The sequence below is a fragment of the Hungatella sp. L36 genome (genome assembly GCF_014288035.1).
This window is the reverse complement of the sequence record NZ_JACOPC010000003.1, coordinates 361,862-381,002: the sequence shown is the minus strand read 5'-3', so window position 1 is coordinate 381,002 and position 19,141 is coordinate 361,862. Positions and strand designations below refer to the sequence as shown.

At 50.8% G+C, this 19,141-nt stretch carries 14 protein-coding genes; 3 read left to right on the top strand and 11 right to left on the bottom strand.

Annotated elements, in window-relative coordinates; all coding sequences use genetic code 11:
- Positions 1–8 precede the first annotated feature (8 nt).
- The gene (gene leuB / locus H8S80_RS10590; protein ID WP_117630763.1) at positions 9–1,091 is read right to left on the bottom strand and encodes a 3-isopropylmalate dehydrogenase; all 1,083 of its coding nucleotides are present in this window, start codon (positions 1,089–1,091) and stop codon (positions 9–11) included.
- A gap of 341 nt (positions 1,092–1,432) precedes the next feature.
- Here leuB and H8S80_RS10585 point away from each other — a divergent pair, with 341 nt between their 5' ends.
- Both H8S80_RS10585 and H8S80_RS10580 read left to right on the top strand, forming a co-directional pair.
- Positions 1,433–2,356, top strand: coding sequence for a LysR family transcriptional regulator (locus H8S80_RS10585; protein WP_002604623.1), 924 nt, complete (start codon positions 1,433–1,435; stop codon positions 2,354–2,356).
- 182 nt (positions 2,357–2,538) lie between these two features.
- Positions 2,539–3,885 (top strand): SLC13 family permease, encoded by a 1,347-nt coding sequence (locus tag H8S80_RS10580; protein ID WP_117630761.1) that lies wholly within the window; start codon positions 2,539–2,541, stop codon positions 3,883–3,885.
- Positions 3,886–3,956: 71 nt separating this feature from the next.
- Here the strand turns inward: H8S80_RS10580 and H8S80_RS10575 are convergent, their stop codons facing one another.
- Positions 3,957–5,135, bottom strand: a complete 1,179-nt coding sequence (locus H8S80_RS10575; protein ID WP_002604625.1) for a MalY/PatB family protein — start codon at positions 5,133–5,135, stop codon at positions 3,957–3,959.
- A gap of 209 nt (positions 5,136–5,344) precedes the next feature.
- On the opposite strand from H8S80_RS10575, the gene H8S80_RS10570 reads away from it, so the two are divergent.
- Positions 5,345–5,674 (top strand): hypothetical protein, encoded by a 330-nt coding sequence (locus tag H8S80_RS10570; protein WP_243010356.1) that lies wholly within the window; start codon positions 5,345–5,347, stop codon positions 5,672–5,674.
- An 86-nt stretch (positions 5,675–5,760) separates the two neighbouring features.
- Here the strand turns inward: H8S80_RS10570 and H8S80_RS10565 are convergent, their stop codons facing one another.
- The 9 genes from H8S80_RS10565 to H8S80_RS10520 all read right to left on the bottom strand — a co-directional run bounded on the left by H8S80_RS10565 (position 5,761) and on the right by H8S80_RS10520 (position 19,115).
- A complete protein-coding gene (locus tag H8S80_RS10565; protein WP_038258873.1) occupies positions 5,761–6,261 on the bottom strand; it encodes a MarR family winged helix-turn-helix transcriptional regulator in 501 nt (166 codons plus the stop codon).
- Between the two features lie 100 nt (positions 6,262–6,361).
- Positions 6,362–6,871, bottom strand: coding sequence for a hypothetical protein (locus H8S80_RS10560; protein WP_117630759.1), 510 nt, complete (start codon positions 6,869–6,871; stop codon positions 6,362–6,364).
- Between the two features lie 129 nt (positions 6,872–7,000).
- The gene (locus tag H8S80_RS10555; protein ID WP_117630758.1) at positions 7,001–7,981 is read right to left on the bottom strand and encodes a DUF4340 domain-containing protein; all 981 of its coding nucleotides are present in this window, start codon (positions 7,979–7,981) and stop codon (positions 7,001–7,003) included.
- Positions 7,982–8,028: 47 nt separating this feature from the next.
- Positions 8,029–9,399 carry a GldG family protein gene (locus H8S80_RS10550; RefSeq protein ID WP_002604630.1) on the bottom strand — a complete coding sequence of 457 codons (1,371 nt, stop codon included), beginning with the start codon at positions 9,397–9,399 and terminating at the stop codon, positions 8,029–8,031.
- A 24-nt stretch (positions 9,400–9,423) separates the two neighbouring features.
- A complete protein-coding gene (locus H8S80_RS10545) occupies positions 9,424–10,290 on the bottom strand; it encodes an ABC transporter permease (protein WP_117630757.1) in 867 nt (288 codons plus the stop codon).
- Positions 10,291–11,520, bottom strand: coding sequence for an ABC transporter ATP-binding protein (locus H8S80_RS10540; RefSeq protein WP_243007834.1), 1,230 nt, complete (start codon positions 11,518–11,520; stop codon positions 10,291–10,293).
- Between the two features lie 233 nt (positions 11,521–11,753).
- Positions 11,754–13,343, bottom strand: coding sequence for an ATP-binding protein (locus H8S80_RS10535; RefSeq protein ID WP_117630755.1), 1,590 nt, complete (start codon positions 13,341–13,343; stop codon positions 11,754–11,756).
- 439 nt (positions 13,344–13,782) lie between these two features.
- Entirely contained in the window at positions 13,783–18,525 is a 4,743-nt protein-coding gene (locus H8S80_RS10530) for an Ig-like domain-containing protein (protein WP_118090452.1), read from the bottom strand.
- 200 nt (positions 18,526–18,725) lie between these two features.
- Positions 18,726–19,115: a hypothetical protein gene (locus H8S80_RS10520; RefSeq protein WP_117630753.1), complete on the bottom strand. Its 390-nt coding sequence runs from the start codon at positions 19,113–19,115 to the stop codon at positions 18,726–18,728.
- Positions 19,116–19,141: the final 26 nt, after the last annotated feature.

Genomic DNA, 19,141 nt, shown 5'->3' with positions numbered 1-19,141 from the left:
GTACGTTCTTAAATCCGCTCTGCAATTAAATCTCCCATCTCGCTGGTGGAAACCTTCCTGCAGCCCACCGACATGATATCGCCCGTTCTGAAGCCCTCGGACAATACCTTCTGAACAGCCGCTTCCACTGCATCCGCCTCCCGATCAAGATCGAAGGAAAAACGAAGCATCATGGCCGCTGACAGAATCGTGGCGATCGGGTTAGCAATGTTCTGTCCCGCAATATCCGGAGCGGAACCGTGGCTCGGCTCATACATGCCGAATTTGCCTTCATTCATGCTGGCAGATGACAGCATTCCGATGGAACCGGTAATCATACTCGCCTCATCGGATAAGATATCTCCAAACATGTTCTCGGTTAAGACTACGTCAAACTGGCCCGGATTCATTACCAGCTGCATCGCACAGTTGTCGACCAGCATATGGCTCAGCGCTACCTCGGGATAATCTTTGGCAACCTCTTCCACGACCTTTCTCCACAGCCGGGAGGAATCCAGCACATTGGCCTTATCCACGCTGATCACTTTCTTCCTGCGCTTCATGGCAATGTCAAATGCCTTAATAGCTATTCTCCTGATCTCATTCTCGTTATATGTAAGGGTGTCTACGGCGGTCATGACGCCGTCCACTTCCTTCGTACTGCGCTCTCCGAAATACAGGCCGCCGGTCAGTTCTCTCATAATAACCATGTCGAAACCGTCACCGATAATCTCCTTCTTTAAGGGGCACGCCTCAGCCAGCTCCTCGTAGAGATAGGCCGGTCGGATGTTGGCGAATAAATTAAGACCCTTGCGGATTGCTAACAGGCCCGCCTCAGGTCTCAAGTTCGGTGCCACGTCGTACCATCTCGAATTTCCCACGTCTCCTCCGACTGCTCCGAGAAGAACGGAATCACTTTTTTTTGCTGTCTCCAATGCTTCGTCCGTAAGAGGGACACCGTATGCGTCGATGGATACGCCGCCCATCAGAACCTCGGTATAGGAAAACGCATGGCCGTACACATTTCCGACCCTGTCTAAGACTTTTTTAGCTTCTCTGATGATTTCCGGTCCAATACCATCCCCGGGAATTACTGCTATATTATAATTCATTTTTCTATCTCCCTCTTCACAATTCTGTTCTGTCACTGTACCATGCTGATGTATTTCCCTTCATCATAGAACATTTAGAGGGATTTTTCAACTATATTACGGGATTTTTCTGCAAAATACTATATGAGATTGGAATTAGTACTATAAATGGAAGTTATAGAAATGGGGCTCAGAACGTGTTTATGTTTCTGCCATAGCATGGAAACCAGTGTCACTGCGGCGGCCCGGTACGATACCTATCTCTTATTCACTGCGATTTTTCAGCAGTTTCCTGCCCAGTATGATATGATAGCAGGATACAGGAAAACGGGAACTGGAATCCCCCGTGAATGGAGGAAGGTATGAGAATCGACTATCTGATATATTTTCTGAATGTGACGCAGACCCGTTCTATTAATATATCTGCAAAACAGCTTTATATATCCCAGCAGAGCTTAAGCCGCGCCATCAAAACTCTGGAGGAAGAGATCGGCGCGCCCCTGCTGAAACGCCACTATTATGGGGTCGAGCTGACTGAAGTGGGGGAAATTGTGTCCGAATACGCGGGACGCATCGTAAAAGAGCACTATGCCATGAGGAAATCGCTGCTGCCATACTTAGAGCCCGTATCTGAAGCATTTACCGGCCGGCTCCGTCTTGGCATTAATTACCATATAATTAATGAAGTTCTCCATACCATTGTCCATACCTTTGTCCGTCAGAACCCCGGCGTCCGCTTTTCCGTCAGCGAACACAGCGTGGAATGGATGCGTCAGGCGCTGATGGATGGAGAACTGGACCTGGCGCTGTTCGGGGACTGGGAGGAGGAGAATCCGTCTCTTTCGGATTCGTTGATCTGCGAGGAACTATACCGGGCGGATATGCTTGTATGCGTCTCCCAGAAATCTTCCCTTTCCGCCAAACGCGTCATCCGGCCGGAGGAACTCTTGACAGAACCGCTGATTCAATATGAGAATCAGTCTATCACAGAAAAATTCTTTAAAGGATACGGAAATCCCAGAATTCTTCTGGAGACCAGCAGTACGGAGCTGTTCCGCCAGATGGTACAGGACGGTGCGGGGTACGGGCTGACCAACCGTCTGGACTGGCAGGAAGACTACTCCTTTGCTGAGAAAAGCAAGCTGTCGGTCATTCCCGTAAGCCACCCGCACGCCGCCATCCGCTACCAGCTTCTGTACCGTAAAGAGGACCGTCTGTCCCCATGTCTTGCCGCGTTTTTAACCATTGTCCGAAAACGGTTTGCGCTTCTGGAATCTCATCAGTAGGCAGGTTACAACTTTTTGTTGTATCCCCCCAAAGGGATACTGATATGCAAACCTCCCGCATTTTGATAACATATGGCCATAATTGTTATGTTTTTGACAAACAAAAGAATGGCCGTAACCTCTTTTTCCAACCGTTATTTGTGAGGAAAGCTCCGGGGCTTGCGAGCCAGACGGAGGGAAAAATGAGTACAAAAAAATTAGAAATTCTTAAATGGGCGGCGGTTCTGGGAGTACCGCTCCTTATCTTCTGCATGCCGGAATCCGGGGCTTTCAGTCATCCGATCAAGCTTTTCTTATGCCTTACCGTGTGGGGTGTCATGACATTTGCCATGGAACTTCTGCCCAATATCGTACCGGCCATTGTTCTGCCCGTAGGTTATGTCATGTTGTCGCTCACCGGCTTTGAGACTGTATTCAGACCGTGGACCACCAACATTCCATGGATGGTCCTGGGTGCGTTTATCCTGTCGAATACACTGGAACGTATCGGACTTTTGAAGCGAGTGGCGGTCTGGTGCATTGTGAAAACCGGTGGCACCTACACCGGTATTTTGTGGGGAATCTTCCTGTTTGGCATGATCTCCAACTTAGTCATGCCCGGAGGCTTTGTCCCGGTTACTGCCGCATTTACCTACGGTATCTGCAAGGCGCTCGGCATTCAGAAGTCAAAGGCCGGCGCAGGCATCATGCTGACCGGTGTCTTCTCGACCCTGGTTCCAGGCTACTTCATCTTCGATCCCAGCAATACGGGAGTTTTGATGGGATCTGCGGAACTATCGATCACATACCTGGAATATTTAAAACAGAATCTCATATTCCTGCCGCTCATTCCCCTTCTGGTTTTCATCCTCTCTAAGATATTCCGGCCGGAACATGCCGTCAGCGGAAAGGCATATTATAAGGAAGAACAGAGAAAGCTGGGAAAGATTACCTCCGCTGAAAAGAAGGCAACTGTCATTATCATCTGCCTCTTCCTGTACTTAATCAGCGGCCAGGAAATGATGTTTGGCTTCATCCTGGCGGCGTTCGCAGGCTTTATTCCGGTTATCGGCATTTCCAGGGAAGAAGATTTCCGGACGGTCAATTACCCGTTTCTGTTCTTTATCACAGGCTGTATGACCATCGGAATGGTTGCAACGGAACTGGGCTTCGGCCAGATCCTGGCGGATATGCTCTTCCCGTACCTCTATCAGATGCACGAGACGGTTCTCCTGGGCGCGGTATGGTTTGTGGCTGTGATTGTGAATTTCCTGCTGACGCCGCTGGCCGCCATGGCCTCCCTCGGAGCGCCGCTGGCCCAGCTTGCCCAAACTCTGGGAATCAATCCCCAGCCGGTGCTGTATTCCTTCTTTCAGGGGCTGGATCAGATCCTTCTGCCCTATGAATATGCGCTCTACCTGATCTCATTTTCCTATGGCATGATGTCGTTGAAGGATTTTGTGAAGGGGCTTGCCATGAAAATGGCGGTGGCATTTTTGTATCTGATGGTAATTGGAATTCCATACTGGCATCTGATCGGTCTTCTGTAATCGAAAAGAGGAGGTCCGGCGGTCTGTACACACATGACTGATCGGACTTCCTCTTTTTCTGCTGCTCTGCCTTACAGTGTATCGAGTGCTGCTTTCATTCTATTCATGCACGCTTCCACTGTACTTCTCTGGGCCGCTGCGTTGATCCGCTCGAATCCATTGCCTTCGGGTCCGAAAATATAGCCTTCGTCGAATACAATTCCGGCTTTCTGAACCATCAGCTCCTCCAGTTTCTCAGGATCGGAGCAGTATTCATTTAAATCGAGCCATACCAGGTAAGTTCCCTGGCAGTCCATTACCGCTGCCTTTGGCAGATTCTCCTTTACAAACGATTCTATGTAACGGATATTTCCATCGATATAGGCCCTGGCCTGATCCAGCCACTCCTCCCCTTCCGTGTAAGCCGCGATGATGGCAGTCAGACCGAAAGGACTGCACATGCCAACGGATAAACGATTAGAGACTACATCGGTCCACTGCTTCTGATACTCTTTATTAGGAATAATAATGTTGGAAAACTGCATTCCGGCCAGGTTAAAGGTCTTGCTGGGGGCGGTGCAGACGATGATTCTGTCACTGTAGTCCGGCGCAAGCTTTAATAACGGCGTATGGGTGACTCCGACTCTCGTTAAGTCCGCGTGAATTTCATCGGATATAATCCACTTATCATACTTCTTTGCAATATCGACAATCTTCCTTAATTCATCCTCTCTCCACACACGTCCAACCGGGTTATGAGGACTGCACAGAATCATTCCCTTCGTATTCTCATCGGCGAATTTTCTATCCAGATCATCGAAATCCATCTCATAGGTGCTGCCTTTTCTAACCAGAGGACTATTGACCACTTTCCTGCCGTTGGCTTCCACTTTTCCCGTAAATGGGTGGTAAACTGGCCTCTGAATAATGACTCCATCCCCTTCTTTTGTCAGGAACTGAATCAGAAATGCCAGCGCAGGAACGACACCCGGACTGAAGAATATATCATTTTTGTCAATCTCCCATCCGAACCGCTTCCGGTACCATCCGGTAACGGCCTCTTTGCAGTCTTCATTTTCATAAACCGTGTAGCCGAAAATCCTCTGGTCTATCCGCTCATGAAGAGCACGGATAATGGGCTCTGCACAAGGCAGATCCATATCCGCGATAGATACCGGAATGGCGTTTTTTCCGGCTTCCTCCGGTATGGTATCGAACTTGCAGCAGTGTGTGCCTCTTCTTTCTACCAGTGTGTCAAAATCATACTTCATATTGCAGCCTCCTGTCATCTGTTGTTATTTACTCACTTATTACTCCGATACCTTTTTTAATTCATCTTCGTATAAGCCAATTAATATTTAATCTGCTTAACCGTTTATTCTATCATCAGATTAATACATCTCCCGCCGTTTGTCAACAGGAATCTATCTGTGTTTGAATCTAAACCGTTCAGTGCTTGAATCTGCTGGTAAGGCATGGTATGATACATGTAATTCAGAGCATGAACCATTCATTTGAAGCCTTCGAACCGTCACCAGAGAATGGAGGACATACCGATATGATTACCATATTTAATCGAAAAGAACTGGCCATTACTTATTCCATGAAAGAGCAGGCACGAATCCGCGATATCTTAACCGCAGAAGGAATTGATTATATCATCGACACCAAGGGAACAGTCATGCGCAATATGGGAGCGCGCGGTCCCGCCATACAGCAGTTTGGCGAGAATATCACTGCCAGCACCGAATACAGAATCTATGTTCTAAAAAAGGACTATGATAAAGCATCGCACTTAATCCATACGTAACAGAGTCAAAAGGGCCGCTGCGAAAGTAAGTATTCTTTCGCAGCGGCCCTCAGTACTACATCATCACGCAATACTGTACTGGCTATCTAATCGGCCCTGCCGTTTCCCGACAGCTGCCGGCTTTCCTCCACGTCCAGCTTAAACGCCCGGTTCAGTTGATTCTGGATTCTGATATACGTCCTCATCTCTTCTTCAGAGATCTCATCCAGCATATGATACGTCCTTTCATAGCAGGCATTTTCAAAATCTTCGTGCTTTTTATAGATAACCTTCCCCTCATCTGTCAGATAAAGGTTATACTCCCGGTTATTCTTTTCGTTCCGCTCCTGCCTGATCCATTCCTTTTTCTTAAGCTTGCGGATCAGCTGGGAGCAGGCGCTGTTGGTCTTATGAAACTCCCTGGACAGTTCCGAGGCCGTAATTCCCGGCTGGTCTCCGACAGCCTTGATTATCTGAGACTCTGCCTGGTAGAGGACGGTTCCGTGATAATCATGGAGCAGAGAATCGTATTCATCAATCGCATCTACGCCTTCATCCATTGTTTTTAACAGTTCACAAAATAATTCATATCGTTTATCTACGCCCATAGCCCCACTCTCTTCCCTGTTGGTTCCTTTATTGTAAGTGGAAATGCCTGTGTTTGTCAATATGGCCCTGCCTGTGTTTCTGCCTTTACGTATTCCGGCCTCACGGAAGGCCCTGTTCATCCGCTAGAAACGGTACTGCGATCCCGGCCAGCTGTTCAAACAGCTCCCGGCCCTTTTCTCCGCCTAATCCATAACCGATATGAACCTGCTTCATCCATTTATCCCCCTGCCGGTACTTCATAATCGTTCCATCCGAATAGAAGAGATACGTATCGTAATCAAATTCCGTATAATACACGGTTACACTCAGTTCTTTCGCCGCCTCTGTAAACTCGTTCCGGGGCTTATAAACGTAGGGCCGGTATTGATACGCCCCCAGTATGTCTATGCAGGGCTGAAGCCGGCTTCCCTCCGCCAGGTATCCCGGCGTCTTCCCATGATCCGGATTCTGAACGTCTTCCGTATAGGCGAAATGGATTCCATAGATTTCAGTCCCCCTTCGTAGAAAGGGCTGAGGAAATGTGGCCGCTATATAGGTCAGAATGACAAGTACTGTACAGAATATAAGGAGAACCTGTTTCTGGGACAGTTTCCGCTTCTGTTTTACCATCTTCATTCACCTCCGTCTGCCAAAACCGATTATCCTTTTCTACCTTTATCATACTACATTTGCAGACTGCGGAAAGTAATTATTTACTAAGTTATTCTTACGATATTCAGAGGGGAAGAGGAGAACTTTTTATTCCTCACCCCCGGTATCAACCGTCATGCATTTATCCAGAGTCGTTTTATCGATTTCGTTCACATATTTGGAATCCGCTGTCCTCGTATAGTAAGTAGTTCCATCCTCGCCGGTATTTCCTACCGCCAGCGTAAATGTCTTCTCTTCTCCGTCCTTCTCATACGTATAGGTCAGCACCGCCTGTGGATGATCCAGCCCGTAGCCAGCCAGTTCTTCGTCCGTAACCTTGTAATTCGCGCAGCTCTTAACCACAAGGCCGCTCAGCGAATCTGCCAGCACATTGAGTGCCGCGTTGTCCGGCAGTTTGTTGTCTTCCGTATCGTCCGAACCGCGGTACCAGGCAATGGTTCCGTCCTCATCCAGTGTCTTCTTCACATAATGTTCGCTGACTCCGTTTTTCTCTATTGTGATCGTCTGGATATCCGTCCCCAGGACAGCCGGGAACTCTTCCAGCGCCATCATATCCTCCAGTCCGTAAGCCGTCTCATCGAACAGGGAGGAACTGATGAGATAAGGCACATTCTGCCCGTCGATAACGGCATAATAGTTTCCGTCGTCCGTCTTATCACCGATGAGAATGGTGGTCGTATCCCCTTCATCTGCCGATACGGTCACCCGCCGCACCGGTGTATCCAGGCCGTATGCGGTCAGATCGTCCCCGCCCTCCAGTTTTCTCACTGCCGGAAGCTTCTTCACCGTTCCTGCCAGTGAATCCATGCGGGTGGTATTTACCGGAAACTGGCCGTCACCGTCATACGTCCAGGAATCGCCATCCTTTGTAAATGCCAGTACATTACCGTCATTATCGTAGGAAACAGCCTTTATTTCAGAGAAATCAGTCATATATATTTTTTCGTTTTCCGCCTGCTGCTGTTCCTTTTCCTTTGTATGAGCCTGATACGCCCCGACACCGGCATAGATAACGCCCAGCGCCGCGACCACCAGACAGCCTATAAGCAGTCCGTAATTCTTCTTCATTGCCACGCCTCCATTTTTATTTTGCCGCACGGCTAAATAATTACTTTCTATAAACGTCTCCGCTTCAGCCATACCATAAGGCCCGCCGCCACGGTTATCACCGGAATGACGAGAATAAAGACGATTCCCCACATGCCGCCATGTGTCACCGTGTTGTATGTCACCTCGAGGCTCTTGGACGGTATGGAAACGTTGGTCACATCTTCAAAATTGGCCGTTACCGCGTTCATAAACAGGTCCAGATTCGTAAGATTCGTAAAGGTACTGTTTAATCCGTCATCGATCAGAGAAGGCGTACCGAATACCGTCAGTCTCGCAGTGCCGGAATCCAGTGTTTTCACCGCCGTTGCCCCGAGAATGTAGGTGCCCGGTGTCTGCCCGTTTTCCGTGACAAGCATGCCGCCATCCGTTGTCTCCATAAACGGCTCTACCGTAACCTCATCGGGAAGTGTCTCCAGCTGGCTAAATGCAGCGGACTGAAGGATCAGGGCAGTGCTTTTTCTGTCAATTCCCGTCGTAATCTCACTGCCGGATACGAGAGTCGGGAAAATGTAATAGGGATTATTCTGATAGTAGCTCTTTGTATCGGCCGCCAGGCCATTTTCCATATTTAGACCGTAGGCGGTCATAACGGCATTCAGATTGGGGCGGTCCTTATCGGAATATCCGGCAATTAAAAGTACATTTCCGCCGCCATCCAGGTAGTCTGTCACCATGGTTTTCTCATCGTCAGCAAGATCACTTGCCGGCGCATTTATCATGAGAAGCTCGCAGTCCTCCGGGATCCCGCCTCCAGTCAGCAAGTTGATGGTATTTACCGTAAGGCCTGACTTTTCCAGCATATCGGAAGTAAGCGTACCTAACGCCGCCTCCCCATGGCCTTCCGTCACATAGATATTTTTCTGCACATCATTTGTTACATAAGAGACAGCGCTGGTAAGCTGGCCCTCTCCGTCGAACTCCGTCTCCTTTGCCTGACCGTAATAATAGTAAGACATCTGGTCATATTTAATGATATCGCTCATCTGGATCGTTTCTGTTTTTCCATTATCCTCACACATCACCAGAATCGTATTGTTCTCTGCGTTCAGCTGCTTTACCTGATCCGGGTGCAGGACGGAATCCACGTTCTCTACCTTAATATGATCCGAAAGATCCGCATACCGGTTAACAAAGCTCGTAATTCTGTCATCCACCGCCGATGGATCTGCCACCACGTAAATCGTTACGTCCTTATCGAGGGATGCGAGAAGCTCCTTCGTCGTATCTCCCACCGTATAAATCTGTGTACCGCTCAAATCCCACTGGCGTACCTTTTCAGGAAGACGGCCTACGATCATATTTAACAGCACGACAGCTGCGATTACGATCACAGAAAGGATCGCCGCGTAGCCGCCCTTTTTTAGTTTTCTTGTCATTTCCAGCCTCCTAGTTTTGAGTAATTAGCTCCATCTGCGTTTTTCCACGGACTGCACGGTCAGAAATACCAGCAGAAAAATAATGCTCGCATAGTAAATAAGACCACCCGCATCAAAAATATAGTTGTTGGCAAAATTCTGAAACACATCCGTAACCGCAATCTTCTCTACAAGATTTACGAGAGCGCGGTCAAACATGCTCTTTTTGGCAACATACGCTCCCACCAGGGCGACGATTCCCGCCGCCTCCAGCACAAACGCCAGAAGGTTATGGCTCGTTACCCGATGAAGGATCACCACGCAAAGTGTCCAGAGAAGCAGGAAGCCCACCAGCGAGCCGGAGGCCGAGGTCGGAAGGAAGTTCACGAGACTGGGCCATAAAAGAAGCAGCAAAATGACTCCGAAGGTTCCCACTGCCGCGATAATCTGGCTCTCTGTCGTGGACGATATAAACATTCCAATGGCAATGTAAACACAGCCCAGAAGGAAAAACGCCAGAATTGACGCGTAATCCGTCTTTAAGTATGCCGTTCCGTTCATCTTTATTATGAGCGGGCAAAGGCAGGAAATGAGGACCGGAACCGCAAAAACAGTAACCATGGACAGATATTTGGCCAGAACCATTTTCGGTACGGAAACCGGTGCTGTGAGAAGCAGCTGGTCCGTCTTCGTCTTCCTGTCATCTGCAAAGCTTCTCATGGTCAGAACCGGAATGGCGATCATCACGATCGTTACCATGCCGGACAATGTATAGGAAAAATACGGATAACCGCTCATCAGATTGTAAGCCATGAAGTAAATTCCGACAAACAGAACCAGAAACGCGATGAATACATATCCGGTCATGCATTGGAAATACGACTTCAATTCCCTTTTATAAATCGCCGCCATTTATACTTCCTCCTTTTCTGTTTCCGCCATGAAGTCTTTGTCAGGATCATTTTCCTCTTCTGCTGCGTACAAAGCATTGTCGGGATTATTTTCCTCTTCTGCTGCGTACAAGGTATTGTCGGAATCATTTTTCTCTTCTGCCGCGTACGAAGCATTGTCGGGATTATTTTCCTCTGCCGCGTACGAAGCATTGTTGGAATCAATTTCCTCTCCTTCCGCGCCCGAAGCATTGTCCGCAGTCAGTTCCAGGAATACCTCTTCCAGAGATGCCTTTGAAGTATGCATGGATAGAATCGGGATCCTCCGGTCTGCAAACGCAAAGAAAATAGTCTCTCTGATGTCCGTCTGCGGAATGATATTCATGTCTTCGCTCTCTTCTCTCTCCGCGTCCTCAGCCCCATCTTCCAGGCAATTCTCTCCCATCAGCTGGAAGGTCACCTTCCTCACGCCTTCCTCGCCGCTCTCGCTCACCGCGATTTCCTCTGCTCCGTCAATCGCTTCGAGAATCTCACGGATCTCTTCTTCCTGTCCCTTGACGAGCAGTTCCATGCCGGCGGCCCCGGCCATCTGACGCTCCAGATTCTCCGGCGTGTCGCTGGCAATCAGCTTTCCACGGTCTATGATCAGGATGTGGTCGCAGACCGCGCTGACCTCGGAAAGGATGTGGGAGCTTAATATCACTGTGTGTTTTTCTCCCAGTTCCCGAATCATATCCCGGATCTCGATAATCTGTTTTGGATCGAGGCCTACAGTCGGCTCATCTAAAATGATCACAGGAGGCATACCGAGCACCGCCTGGGCCAGCCCGACACGCTGCCTGTAGCCTTTTGACAGATTTCGGATCAGCCTTCCCTGCACTTCTTCCAGCTTCGCCAGCGCCACCACCTCACCGATGGCACTTTTCCGTTCTTTCTTCGGTATCCGTTTTAATTCCGCTGCAAATTCCAGCTGCTCCATAACCGTCATATCGACATAAAGAGGAGGAAGCTCCGGCAGATAGCCGATACATTTCTTCGCTTCCTCAGGTTCTTCCAGTATGTTGTGTCCGTTAATCAGGACATCTCCCTCCGTAGCACCGATATAACCGGTCATGATGTTCATGGTAGTCGATTTTCCGGCGCCGTTAGGTCCTAAAAAGCCGTAAATCTGACCGTCTTCGATGGTAAAGTTCAGATGATCCACTGCCAGATGGCCGCCGTAATCTTTTACGAGATTCTTTACTTCTATCAACTCGTTCTCCTCCTGAATTCTATATTTACACGGGCGCGGGAAAGGGCCGCTGACATCTGGCCTCACCGCACGCCTCGCATATTCGGTGTTAATACATAGGGTAAAAAATAAATGTGTTGATTCTGTGTTCATATTTTGATGTTTCTGTGATAAAAGTGTGAACCCAAAAAGCAGAGGCAGCTGAAACGCATCCGCGTCCAAGCCCTCCTCTGCTTTATAACCTCCTGCCGGCGTCATTTCTCCGTGCTTCTCTTCTGAAGCATCACCGTCAGAATAAATTGATTTTCTTTCACCTCATATTCCGCGCTTCCAAGGTATTTTTCCGCGCTTTTCCGAATATTCTGAAATCCCAGTCCATGCCATTTTAAATCGTCCTTTCTGGTTATCAGAGAAAAATCTGACGAATCCCTGCTCAGAACACCGTCGAAACTATTACGAATCACAGTAAAGAACATATTGTTTCTGCAATAGGATGAGATTTCAATCTCTGGTGCGGCCTCCCCGCTCTGCTCCTTCAGTTTCTGGCACGCTTCCAGAGCATTGCTTAACGCATTATTCAGGATAATGCTGATATCGAAGGCGCTGATTCCAAAATCCGCGGGGAACAGGAATGAACAGTGAAAAATGATCCCGGCGGCCTCCGCCTGTTTCTGCTTGCCGTTCAGCACCACGTCTGTCACGGGGTTCCCGGTGTGAAGCGAGTAATTAAACGTATCCAGAGATTTCCCGATTCCGGCAAGGTAATTCCCCAGCTCGCTGTCTCCCTCCTCCACCGCGATTCCCTCGACGGCCAGAAGGCTCTTAATATCAAACAGATAATTCTGCATATCATGCTTTACCGAACGGATCCCCGTATAGAGCTGCTCAATCTCCCCTATGTGGTTCTGCATCTGTCCCATTTCCTGCTCCAGAATGACGGCGCGGCCTTTTTCTTCTATGTATTCCATCAGCTGCCGGTAAATATCGTAGGCAAACAGAATTCCCATCAAGGCCGACAGGAGCAACAGAGGAATCAGCAGATAAAGCACAAATCCGTACTTCGTCGCCCAATCCACTGCCACCTGGAAAAACAGAAACTTCTTTTCAATCTCCAGAAAGAGATATACGATCAGGCCTGTAAAGCTGGGCATCAGCAGAAACAACAGTTCCTTTTTGTGAATACTGTCCAGCGAATTCTTCATGCACCGTGCCAGTTTTATGGAAGACAGTGCCAGTATGACACAGGTCAGCAGAAGGCTGAAGCAGGGGCCTGTATTTAGAGTCAGATCGTAACGCGGCTCCGCCGGCCCCCATTCTGAAACGTCGCTAAAGGGCCAGTAGGTAAGTGTTTTTATCACAATTTCCGGAAAATACCACAATCCATAATGAAGCCTGGTAAATTTTCCAATATAAAACCACAGGCTGCTGCAAAGAGAAACGATCGCCCAGAACGTAACGATCAGATACGTCTTTTTGCTGGCTGTCCCCTTATATAAGACTACGACAAATAAAATCAATACCGCCAGATGGCCGGCGACGCTCCAGATATCCCCCAGCTTGCCTGTCATATGTACGGAAATATAATAGAGAATACCCAGCAGCGGGACGCAAATGCGCCGCTTCTTAAATCTCGGCTCCAGAAAACAGCTTAAAAGATACATCAGACAGATCGTCTCCGTCAGCAGTAATAAGAAGGAGATATAATCAGACACAGAAATAAGCACTGAAAAATTTGTATATAAGCTCTCAAGCCGTTCCGGTGTCATAACGTCCGGTGCAGATACGGTGTCTGTAAATGGAAAAGCGGCCTCTGAGCCGCTGTAAAGCAATGATTGATACCACATAAATGCCCCCTCTGGCAGATGATCAGGCTACAATTCTCCTGATTCTCGCTTTTTCATACGTAACTGACAAATTATATCACACTTTCCCCATACTGGCGACACTCATGTTTTCCACCACGCAAAAAGGCCCTTTGCTTTTGCCGCCCTAGCGGCATTTAAGATGGACAGTCCATTTATGGAAGTTTCATGTCAGGATTCGTTCCCCCCTTTCCCAGAAAAGATGCGGCGAAGGTGAAACTGCCACCCTCGCCGCCTTGTCAATCTGTCATTCTTTCCACGCGCCGCCACAAATTCTATCTCGATCCCTGCTAACTTCCAGCTGCTCCACCATGGGTTTGAGACTCCACGGCAGGCAATGAGGCACCAATAACCGACTGCCGACAGCAAGAGTTAAGGAGAACCAATAAAACTAAGATTGCAGTTTAATCAGCGTGTTTGATCACTCTTTTTTCTGTTCCCCGTTCCAAAGCCCGTTTTTATCTACGTACCAGCCGTCTATCCAGGCATCTGCAAACATGATCCCCTGCTTACCGTCCGATACAGGATTGAAATAATACCATTTCCCGTCAATCAACTGCCAGCCTGTCTTCATACCGGTATTGATATCGATGTAGAAATATCCGCCCAGAGCCGGATCATAAATCATTCCGCTTTTTACATAACCGTCTGCCCCAAAGGGGTACCAGGCTCCGTTCACCATCTCCCAGGCAGGCTGCTCATAGGTGCTGCCGTCTTCTCTAGTCACAATAGTTCCGGCCGCAGTTGTTCCATCCGCATATTGCAGCTTCCATCTGACGTTTCCGTCTGCTGCTGTTTCTGACTGCCAGTTAGAGTATCCTGTGCCGCTGCCGGTGATGATACCGGTCAGGGAATTCACTTTCCCTTTCTTTGGATCCTGGGTAATTGTACCTGCCGGCTGCGAAGATGTGCCGCCTGACGAACCTCCCGAAGAACCGCCGCCTGTGCCGCCGCTGCTGTATGTCATTACCGTAACGGTGCAGGATGCTGTATAGCCGCCGTCCGTAGTGGTGACGGTAATCACTGCCGAGCCGTTGCCCACTGCCGTAACATTGCCATTCTGATCCACTGCTGCAACAGATGGATTGCCGCTTGTCCATGTCACTGTTTTGTCGGCGGCATTACCTGGAAAAACCGTTGGCGTCAGTGCGGCCGTGTTCGGTGTGGTATTGCTGTAAAGAGACAATGTACTTCTGTTCAGCGTAATGCCCGTCACCGGTATTGTTCCATCCGGAATCTTCTCATAGGTGACCTCGGCGGTCACTTCCTGATCCGGCATGGTGAATTTGGCGGTGGCGCTGGTTTTACTTGTGCCGTCCGCAAAGGTCACGGCGGGGGTGATGTTCCACGCTCTGAATCGCTGGCCATCCGGGGCAGCGCCCGCCGTGATGGCCACGGTTTCTCCCTGTGCCGCCGAGGTCGGATTCGATGTGCCATTTATGACGGTAATGCTATAGCTCTGCGGTTGGCCGCCATCGCTTCCCGTGACGGTACAAGTGATCTCCACTACGCCTTGTACGGACGGTATCCTGTAGGTATTGCCCGTGCTGCTTATCGGCACTTCGTTGTGGGTCCCGCTCCATGCATAGGTGTAGCTTACCGCGCCCGAGCCGGTGGCGGTGAAAACTACGTCTTCGCCTTTCAATAAAAACCCTACGATAAGGTATTCGTCTTGTGGGGTTCCGTTTATGGATATACTCATTGATCCATGGGACGCTGAGCCTTGCGGGATCACTGTGTAGGTGCAGGAAAACCAATCCAGTGCTGCGCTGGCAGGGCCATCCTTTATGACAATCATAACGCCGGTGTATTCCCCCGAAAAGCTGTCATACACTTTCCACGTACCGTTGGGTACGTTAGCTGTGCGTGTCGCGCCCGCCCCTGTCATGTCATATGCCGTCGCTTCGTCGCCGTCGAGCTTGAGCGTATAGGGGGTAGCCTCACTGTTGCTTGGAGAGCCGTCCAGCTGGATGTTCAGCGTGGCGGTGTAGGTGGCCACTTCGTCCATCACTGTGGCAACCAGCTTGCTATCCTCCACTTCGATGCGGAACGTGTAGCCCGATGCGCTGACCGTGCTGTTCGCAGGTACTCCGGTGAGCGTCCCCGCGCCGGCATCAATCAGCGTGATTTTACTGCCCCCGTTAAGGGAGGGCGCCGCCTCAAAGCCTAATGCTACGGTAACGCCGGTAATGTCCGCCTCGCCCGCCACGGTAAGAACAGTGGAACCGCCCGCTGTGGCGGCAGGCAGCGAAAAGTCAAGGGTCTGGAAGCCCTTCAGATTGCCGCCGACACTTTGCCCGGCGCCAATCAGTACCAGCCTGTTGCCTGCTCCGATCGCCAGAATACTCAGCTTATTGCCGCCATAAACATCATTGCCCACGGCGACGCCGGAGTGGAGGGTGACGGTGTTGTTGTCCGCGGTGATGCCCGAGGCGCTGCCGAGAATACCGCCGTAAACATTTCCCTCCACCACAGCGCCTGTGTGGACAATTACGATGTTGCCCGAGGCGCTGCCCGCGTCTTCTGCCCAGCCGCCGTAAAGATTGTAGACTGCGGATCCGGAATGGAGGGTGACGGTATTGCCTGTGACACTGCCACCTCCGGATGCGGCGCCGCCGAAAACGCTGTACTCCACCGTTGCACCGTTGTTCAGCGTGACGGTGTTCCCGGCAGACGCGCCAGAGTTGTTATACCCGCCGAACACGAAGCCGGGATCTGTTGTGTTGGAGGTGTCGTTCACCGTCACCGTGCTGCCGTTTGCCCCTTCAGTGGGGGCGAGGGCGTTGGGATAGCCTGCATTGCCTACGTGTACATTGCCCTGCAGCTCCACGCCGGGGTAAGTGATGGTGGATGCCCTTCCGATCTTCAGGTATTTGTAGGTGCCAATCTGGCGGGCGTCATAGTCGGACACGGGGTTGCTGCCGTCGCTGTTCACGCTGGCGGTGAGCACGGCCATGCCGCCCTCCAGAGAGGGGGCAATGTTCATGGCCTGGCCAGTTCCGGTGCTGATAGCGGTCACGGTGCCGCCGCTGATGATGACGGAAGCCCCGAAGAGCGCATTGTTAAGCCCCTTGCCATTGGCGGTCACATGGACGCTTCCGCTGATGGTCAGGGCGCCGGCAGCAGCACCAATACCCCCTTCGGCGTTCACCGTACCGCTGCCGGTGATGGTCAGGTGGCTGCCGGCGTTGCAGCAGAACGTTGTGATATACGGGCCTGCGGTCAGGGTGTGGCCCTCCGGGTCGATGGTCAGGGTGCCGGTGGCCCCCTCGTAGCAGATCGATGGCTGGCTGGCGATGCCGGCGGCGTCCAGGGCCACATCGCTTTCCAGCACAACTTTTGCGCCGCTGGTCACGGTATCGGCAAAGTCGATGGCTTGGACTTTCTGGCCGCCGTCAGGCTGTTTCAGCGTTAGGATGGAGCCGTCCCACTTCCAGCCCTCGGTGTCGTAATGGTCGGTCACTGCGCCGGTGTCCGAGAGGGTCAGCAGGCCGTTTTCCGCCAACTGGGTGGAGCCGGTGTCCGCATAGGCAGGAATACTCACCGTCAGCAGATTGCTCACGGTACTGGCACTCACGCCGTTCTCATTTTCCACTGCCGCAATGGAAAGGATATGCGCCCCGGCCGCAAGACCGGTCAGGCGGATGGTGTTCTCTCCGGCGATCATATTGGTGCGGTTTTTCATCGAGCCCGCGAGATCTTCCGCCGAGCTGACTGTGGAGTTTATTTCGTAGTAGAAGACTCCCGCCTGATTGCTGGTAAACGTGACCGTGGCCTCCGTATCGCTGGTGCAGGTGACGGTTCCTGAGGTGAGGACCGGCGGGGCGGCGGTCACCGTCACGCCGTCAACCGCCAAAAAGTCGGTGAGGGCGCCATTTGCATATGTGTAGCGGATGCCGCTTTCTCCGCCCTCTAAGGCCCATTGAACGGTAGAGGCATTGTCTTTCGACCAGGCCGTCAGGTCTGTGGTGCTTCCTTCTGTATAAGGGCCGGTGCCGGACGCAGCCCACGCAGCCACAACGCCTTCGCCTGTTATTCCGGTGAACGTGACGCTGCCGCCCACCTCGATCACATCTTCAAACGCACTGCCGCGGCCGAATATACAGTAGTCGTACACTTCAAACGCGCCATCACCTGTGAGGCGCACCATCGGAGCATTGGAGAGATTGCCGGAAAAGTTTGCATTCCATACCACCTTGGCGCCGGCGGGGATTTCCAGTTCAAGGGTCTTGGCCGCGCCGGTAACTGTGCCTTCGATGGCCCCGGATGCGCTGAACTCGCCCGTGCCGCCGTTTTCTGCGTGATAGTGATTGTAGGCTTCGATTGCGGCAATGATACGCGCATCATTGCTGACGTTATTCCACTGGATCGTCACCAAGATTTCCGGCATATCCACGCTGTTAGACACCATGTAGCCCTCCGGCAGCACGGGTGAGAAGGTGTATTCCCCAGGAGCTTCCGGGTCAAAGGCCGGGTCGCTCTCCCAGGTCACGTCCTCGATGGTGATCTTGCCTTCGTCTTCATCGGCACCGGTCAGGGTGTCCGGCAGGGTGAGAGCGTCTTGTGATTCGATATCCCCAGATTTGTAGCTCTGATAGAGCACATCGTCCGATAATTCGTCAAACGCCGCAATCACGACCGTGCCTGTGATGTCCAGGCTGCCCGAATCACTCCGGGACAGGCCGCCGCCCTCGCCGCCATTTACCTGATCCTTTTCGGCACATTCTTCACACACAAAAGCGCAGGGTGTGCCGGGTACGCCAGCGATATAGCCGCAGTTCTCGTTGTGCTCATGGAAGCAGTCCAGCGCCTGTGTCATGCAGCCGCTTTCCTCATCGCACCTATGGGAGCAGTTCACCGGCTCGTTTGCGTTGCTGCCGCTGGCAATGTCCGCTTCCTCATCATAACAGTCGTCCGTATGCTTATGAACGCATTTCGTAACTTCTTTGCAGCACTCGTCCGAGTGTTCATGTCCGCAGGGCGTACCCGTGTTCCCCCCTGCATAGCCGCACTCTTCGGTATGGGACGGGTGGTGTTCACACAGCCCGGTCGTGCTGGGTGGGGTACCTCTCTCAACCGCTAATACCGTATTCGTTGCCGTCATGCTGAACAGCATGACAACAGAGAGAAACACGGATAGAGCTCGTTTCCAATGTCGTTTCATCTTACTTCCTCCTTCTTTTCTTCTTAAACCGCCAGAATATATTCTTCAAAGCTTATGGTCTTTCCCGCTTTAAGTGCAGTTCTTATTGTTTGTTTCTTCTCATGATTTTTCCACCTTTCTTTTTTATTTACCATCTGCTTATTCGTACATTGCAGACAGCCATTCACTTTCTCCGGCCTGTTGGATTGTGCGGTTACCGTTTAATCGCTGACCGCCATGCGGTCCGCCAGAACGATATACTCAGCATTGTATTCCATGTAATGCATGAAAAGCTTAAAGCCGCGCCCCATCATCTCCTTCAGCTTTGCAAAATCGGGATCGTGGTACTCATCGGCAAACCGTGCCGCCGACTTTAGATGCTTCCCTGCTAAAAACTCGTCAAGGGTAATCCTTTCGGCGTTTAATATGGTCATGCCCCTGACGTTTTCATCGAGCTGAGTGTAAAATACGTTTTCGTAGAAAACTTCGCGCAAATCTCCGTCCGGATAGCAGACCATTAAATTGAGTGTTGTGTCAATTTCATCGAACTTATACCACTTGATAACCACGCTGTGAAAGAGAATCCCTCCCGTTAAACCGCCATCATTCAATCCTATCGCCTCCTCACTGTATTGGC

Excerpts from the sequence above, each read along its gene's own strand:
- leuB (WP_117630763.1), bottom strand. The coding sequence starts at position 1,091 with ATGAATTATAATATAGCAGTAATTCCCGGGGATGGTATTGGACCGGAA.
- H8S80_RS10585 (WP_002604623.1), top strand. The coding sequence starts at position 1,433 with ATGAGAATCGACTATCTGATATATTTTCTGAATGTGACGCAGACCCGT.
- H8S80_RS10580 (WP_117630761.1), top strand. The coding sequence starts at position 2,539 with ATGAGTACAAAAAAATTAGAAATTCTTAAATGGGCGGCGGTTCTGGGA.
- H8S80_RS10575 (WP_002604625.1), bottom strand. The coding sequence starts at position 5,135 with ATGAAGTATGATTTTGACACACTGGTAGAAAGAAGAGGCACACACTGC.
- H8S80_RS10570 (WP_243010356.1), top strand. The coding sequence starts at position 5,345 with ATGATACATGTAATTCAGAGCATGAACCATTCATTTGAAGCCTTCGAA.
- H8S80_RS10565 (WP_038258873.1), bottom strand. The coding sequence starts at position 6,261 with ATGGGCGTAGATAAACGATATGAATTATTTTGTGAACTGTTAAAAACA.
- H8S80_RS10560 (WP_117630759.1), bottom strand. The coding sequence starts at position 6,871 with ATGGTAAAACAGAAGCGGAAACTGTCCCAGAAACAGGTTCTCCTTATA.
- H8S80_RS10555 (WP_117630758.1), bottom strand. The coding sequence starts at position 7,981 with ATGAAGAAGAATTACGGACTGCTTATAGGCTGTCTGGTGGTCGCGGCG.
- H8S80_RS10550 (WP_002604630.1), bottom strand. The coding sequence starts at position 9,399 with ATGACAAGAAAACTAAAAAAGGGCGGCTACGCGGCGATCCTTTCTGTG.
- H8S80_RS10545 (WP_117630757.1), bottom strand. The coding sequence starts at position 10,290 with ATGGCGGCGATTTATAAAAGGGAATTGAAGTCGTATTTCCAATGCATG.
- H8S80_RS10535 (WP_117630755.1), bottom strand. The coding sequence starts at position 13,343 with ATGTGGTATCAATCATTGCTTTACAGCGGCTCAGAGGCCGCTTTTCCA.
- H8S80_RS10530 (WP_118090452.1), bottom strand. The coding sequence starts at position 18,525 with ATGAAACGACATTGGAAACGAGCTCTATCCGTGTTTCTCTCTGTTGTC.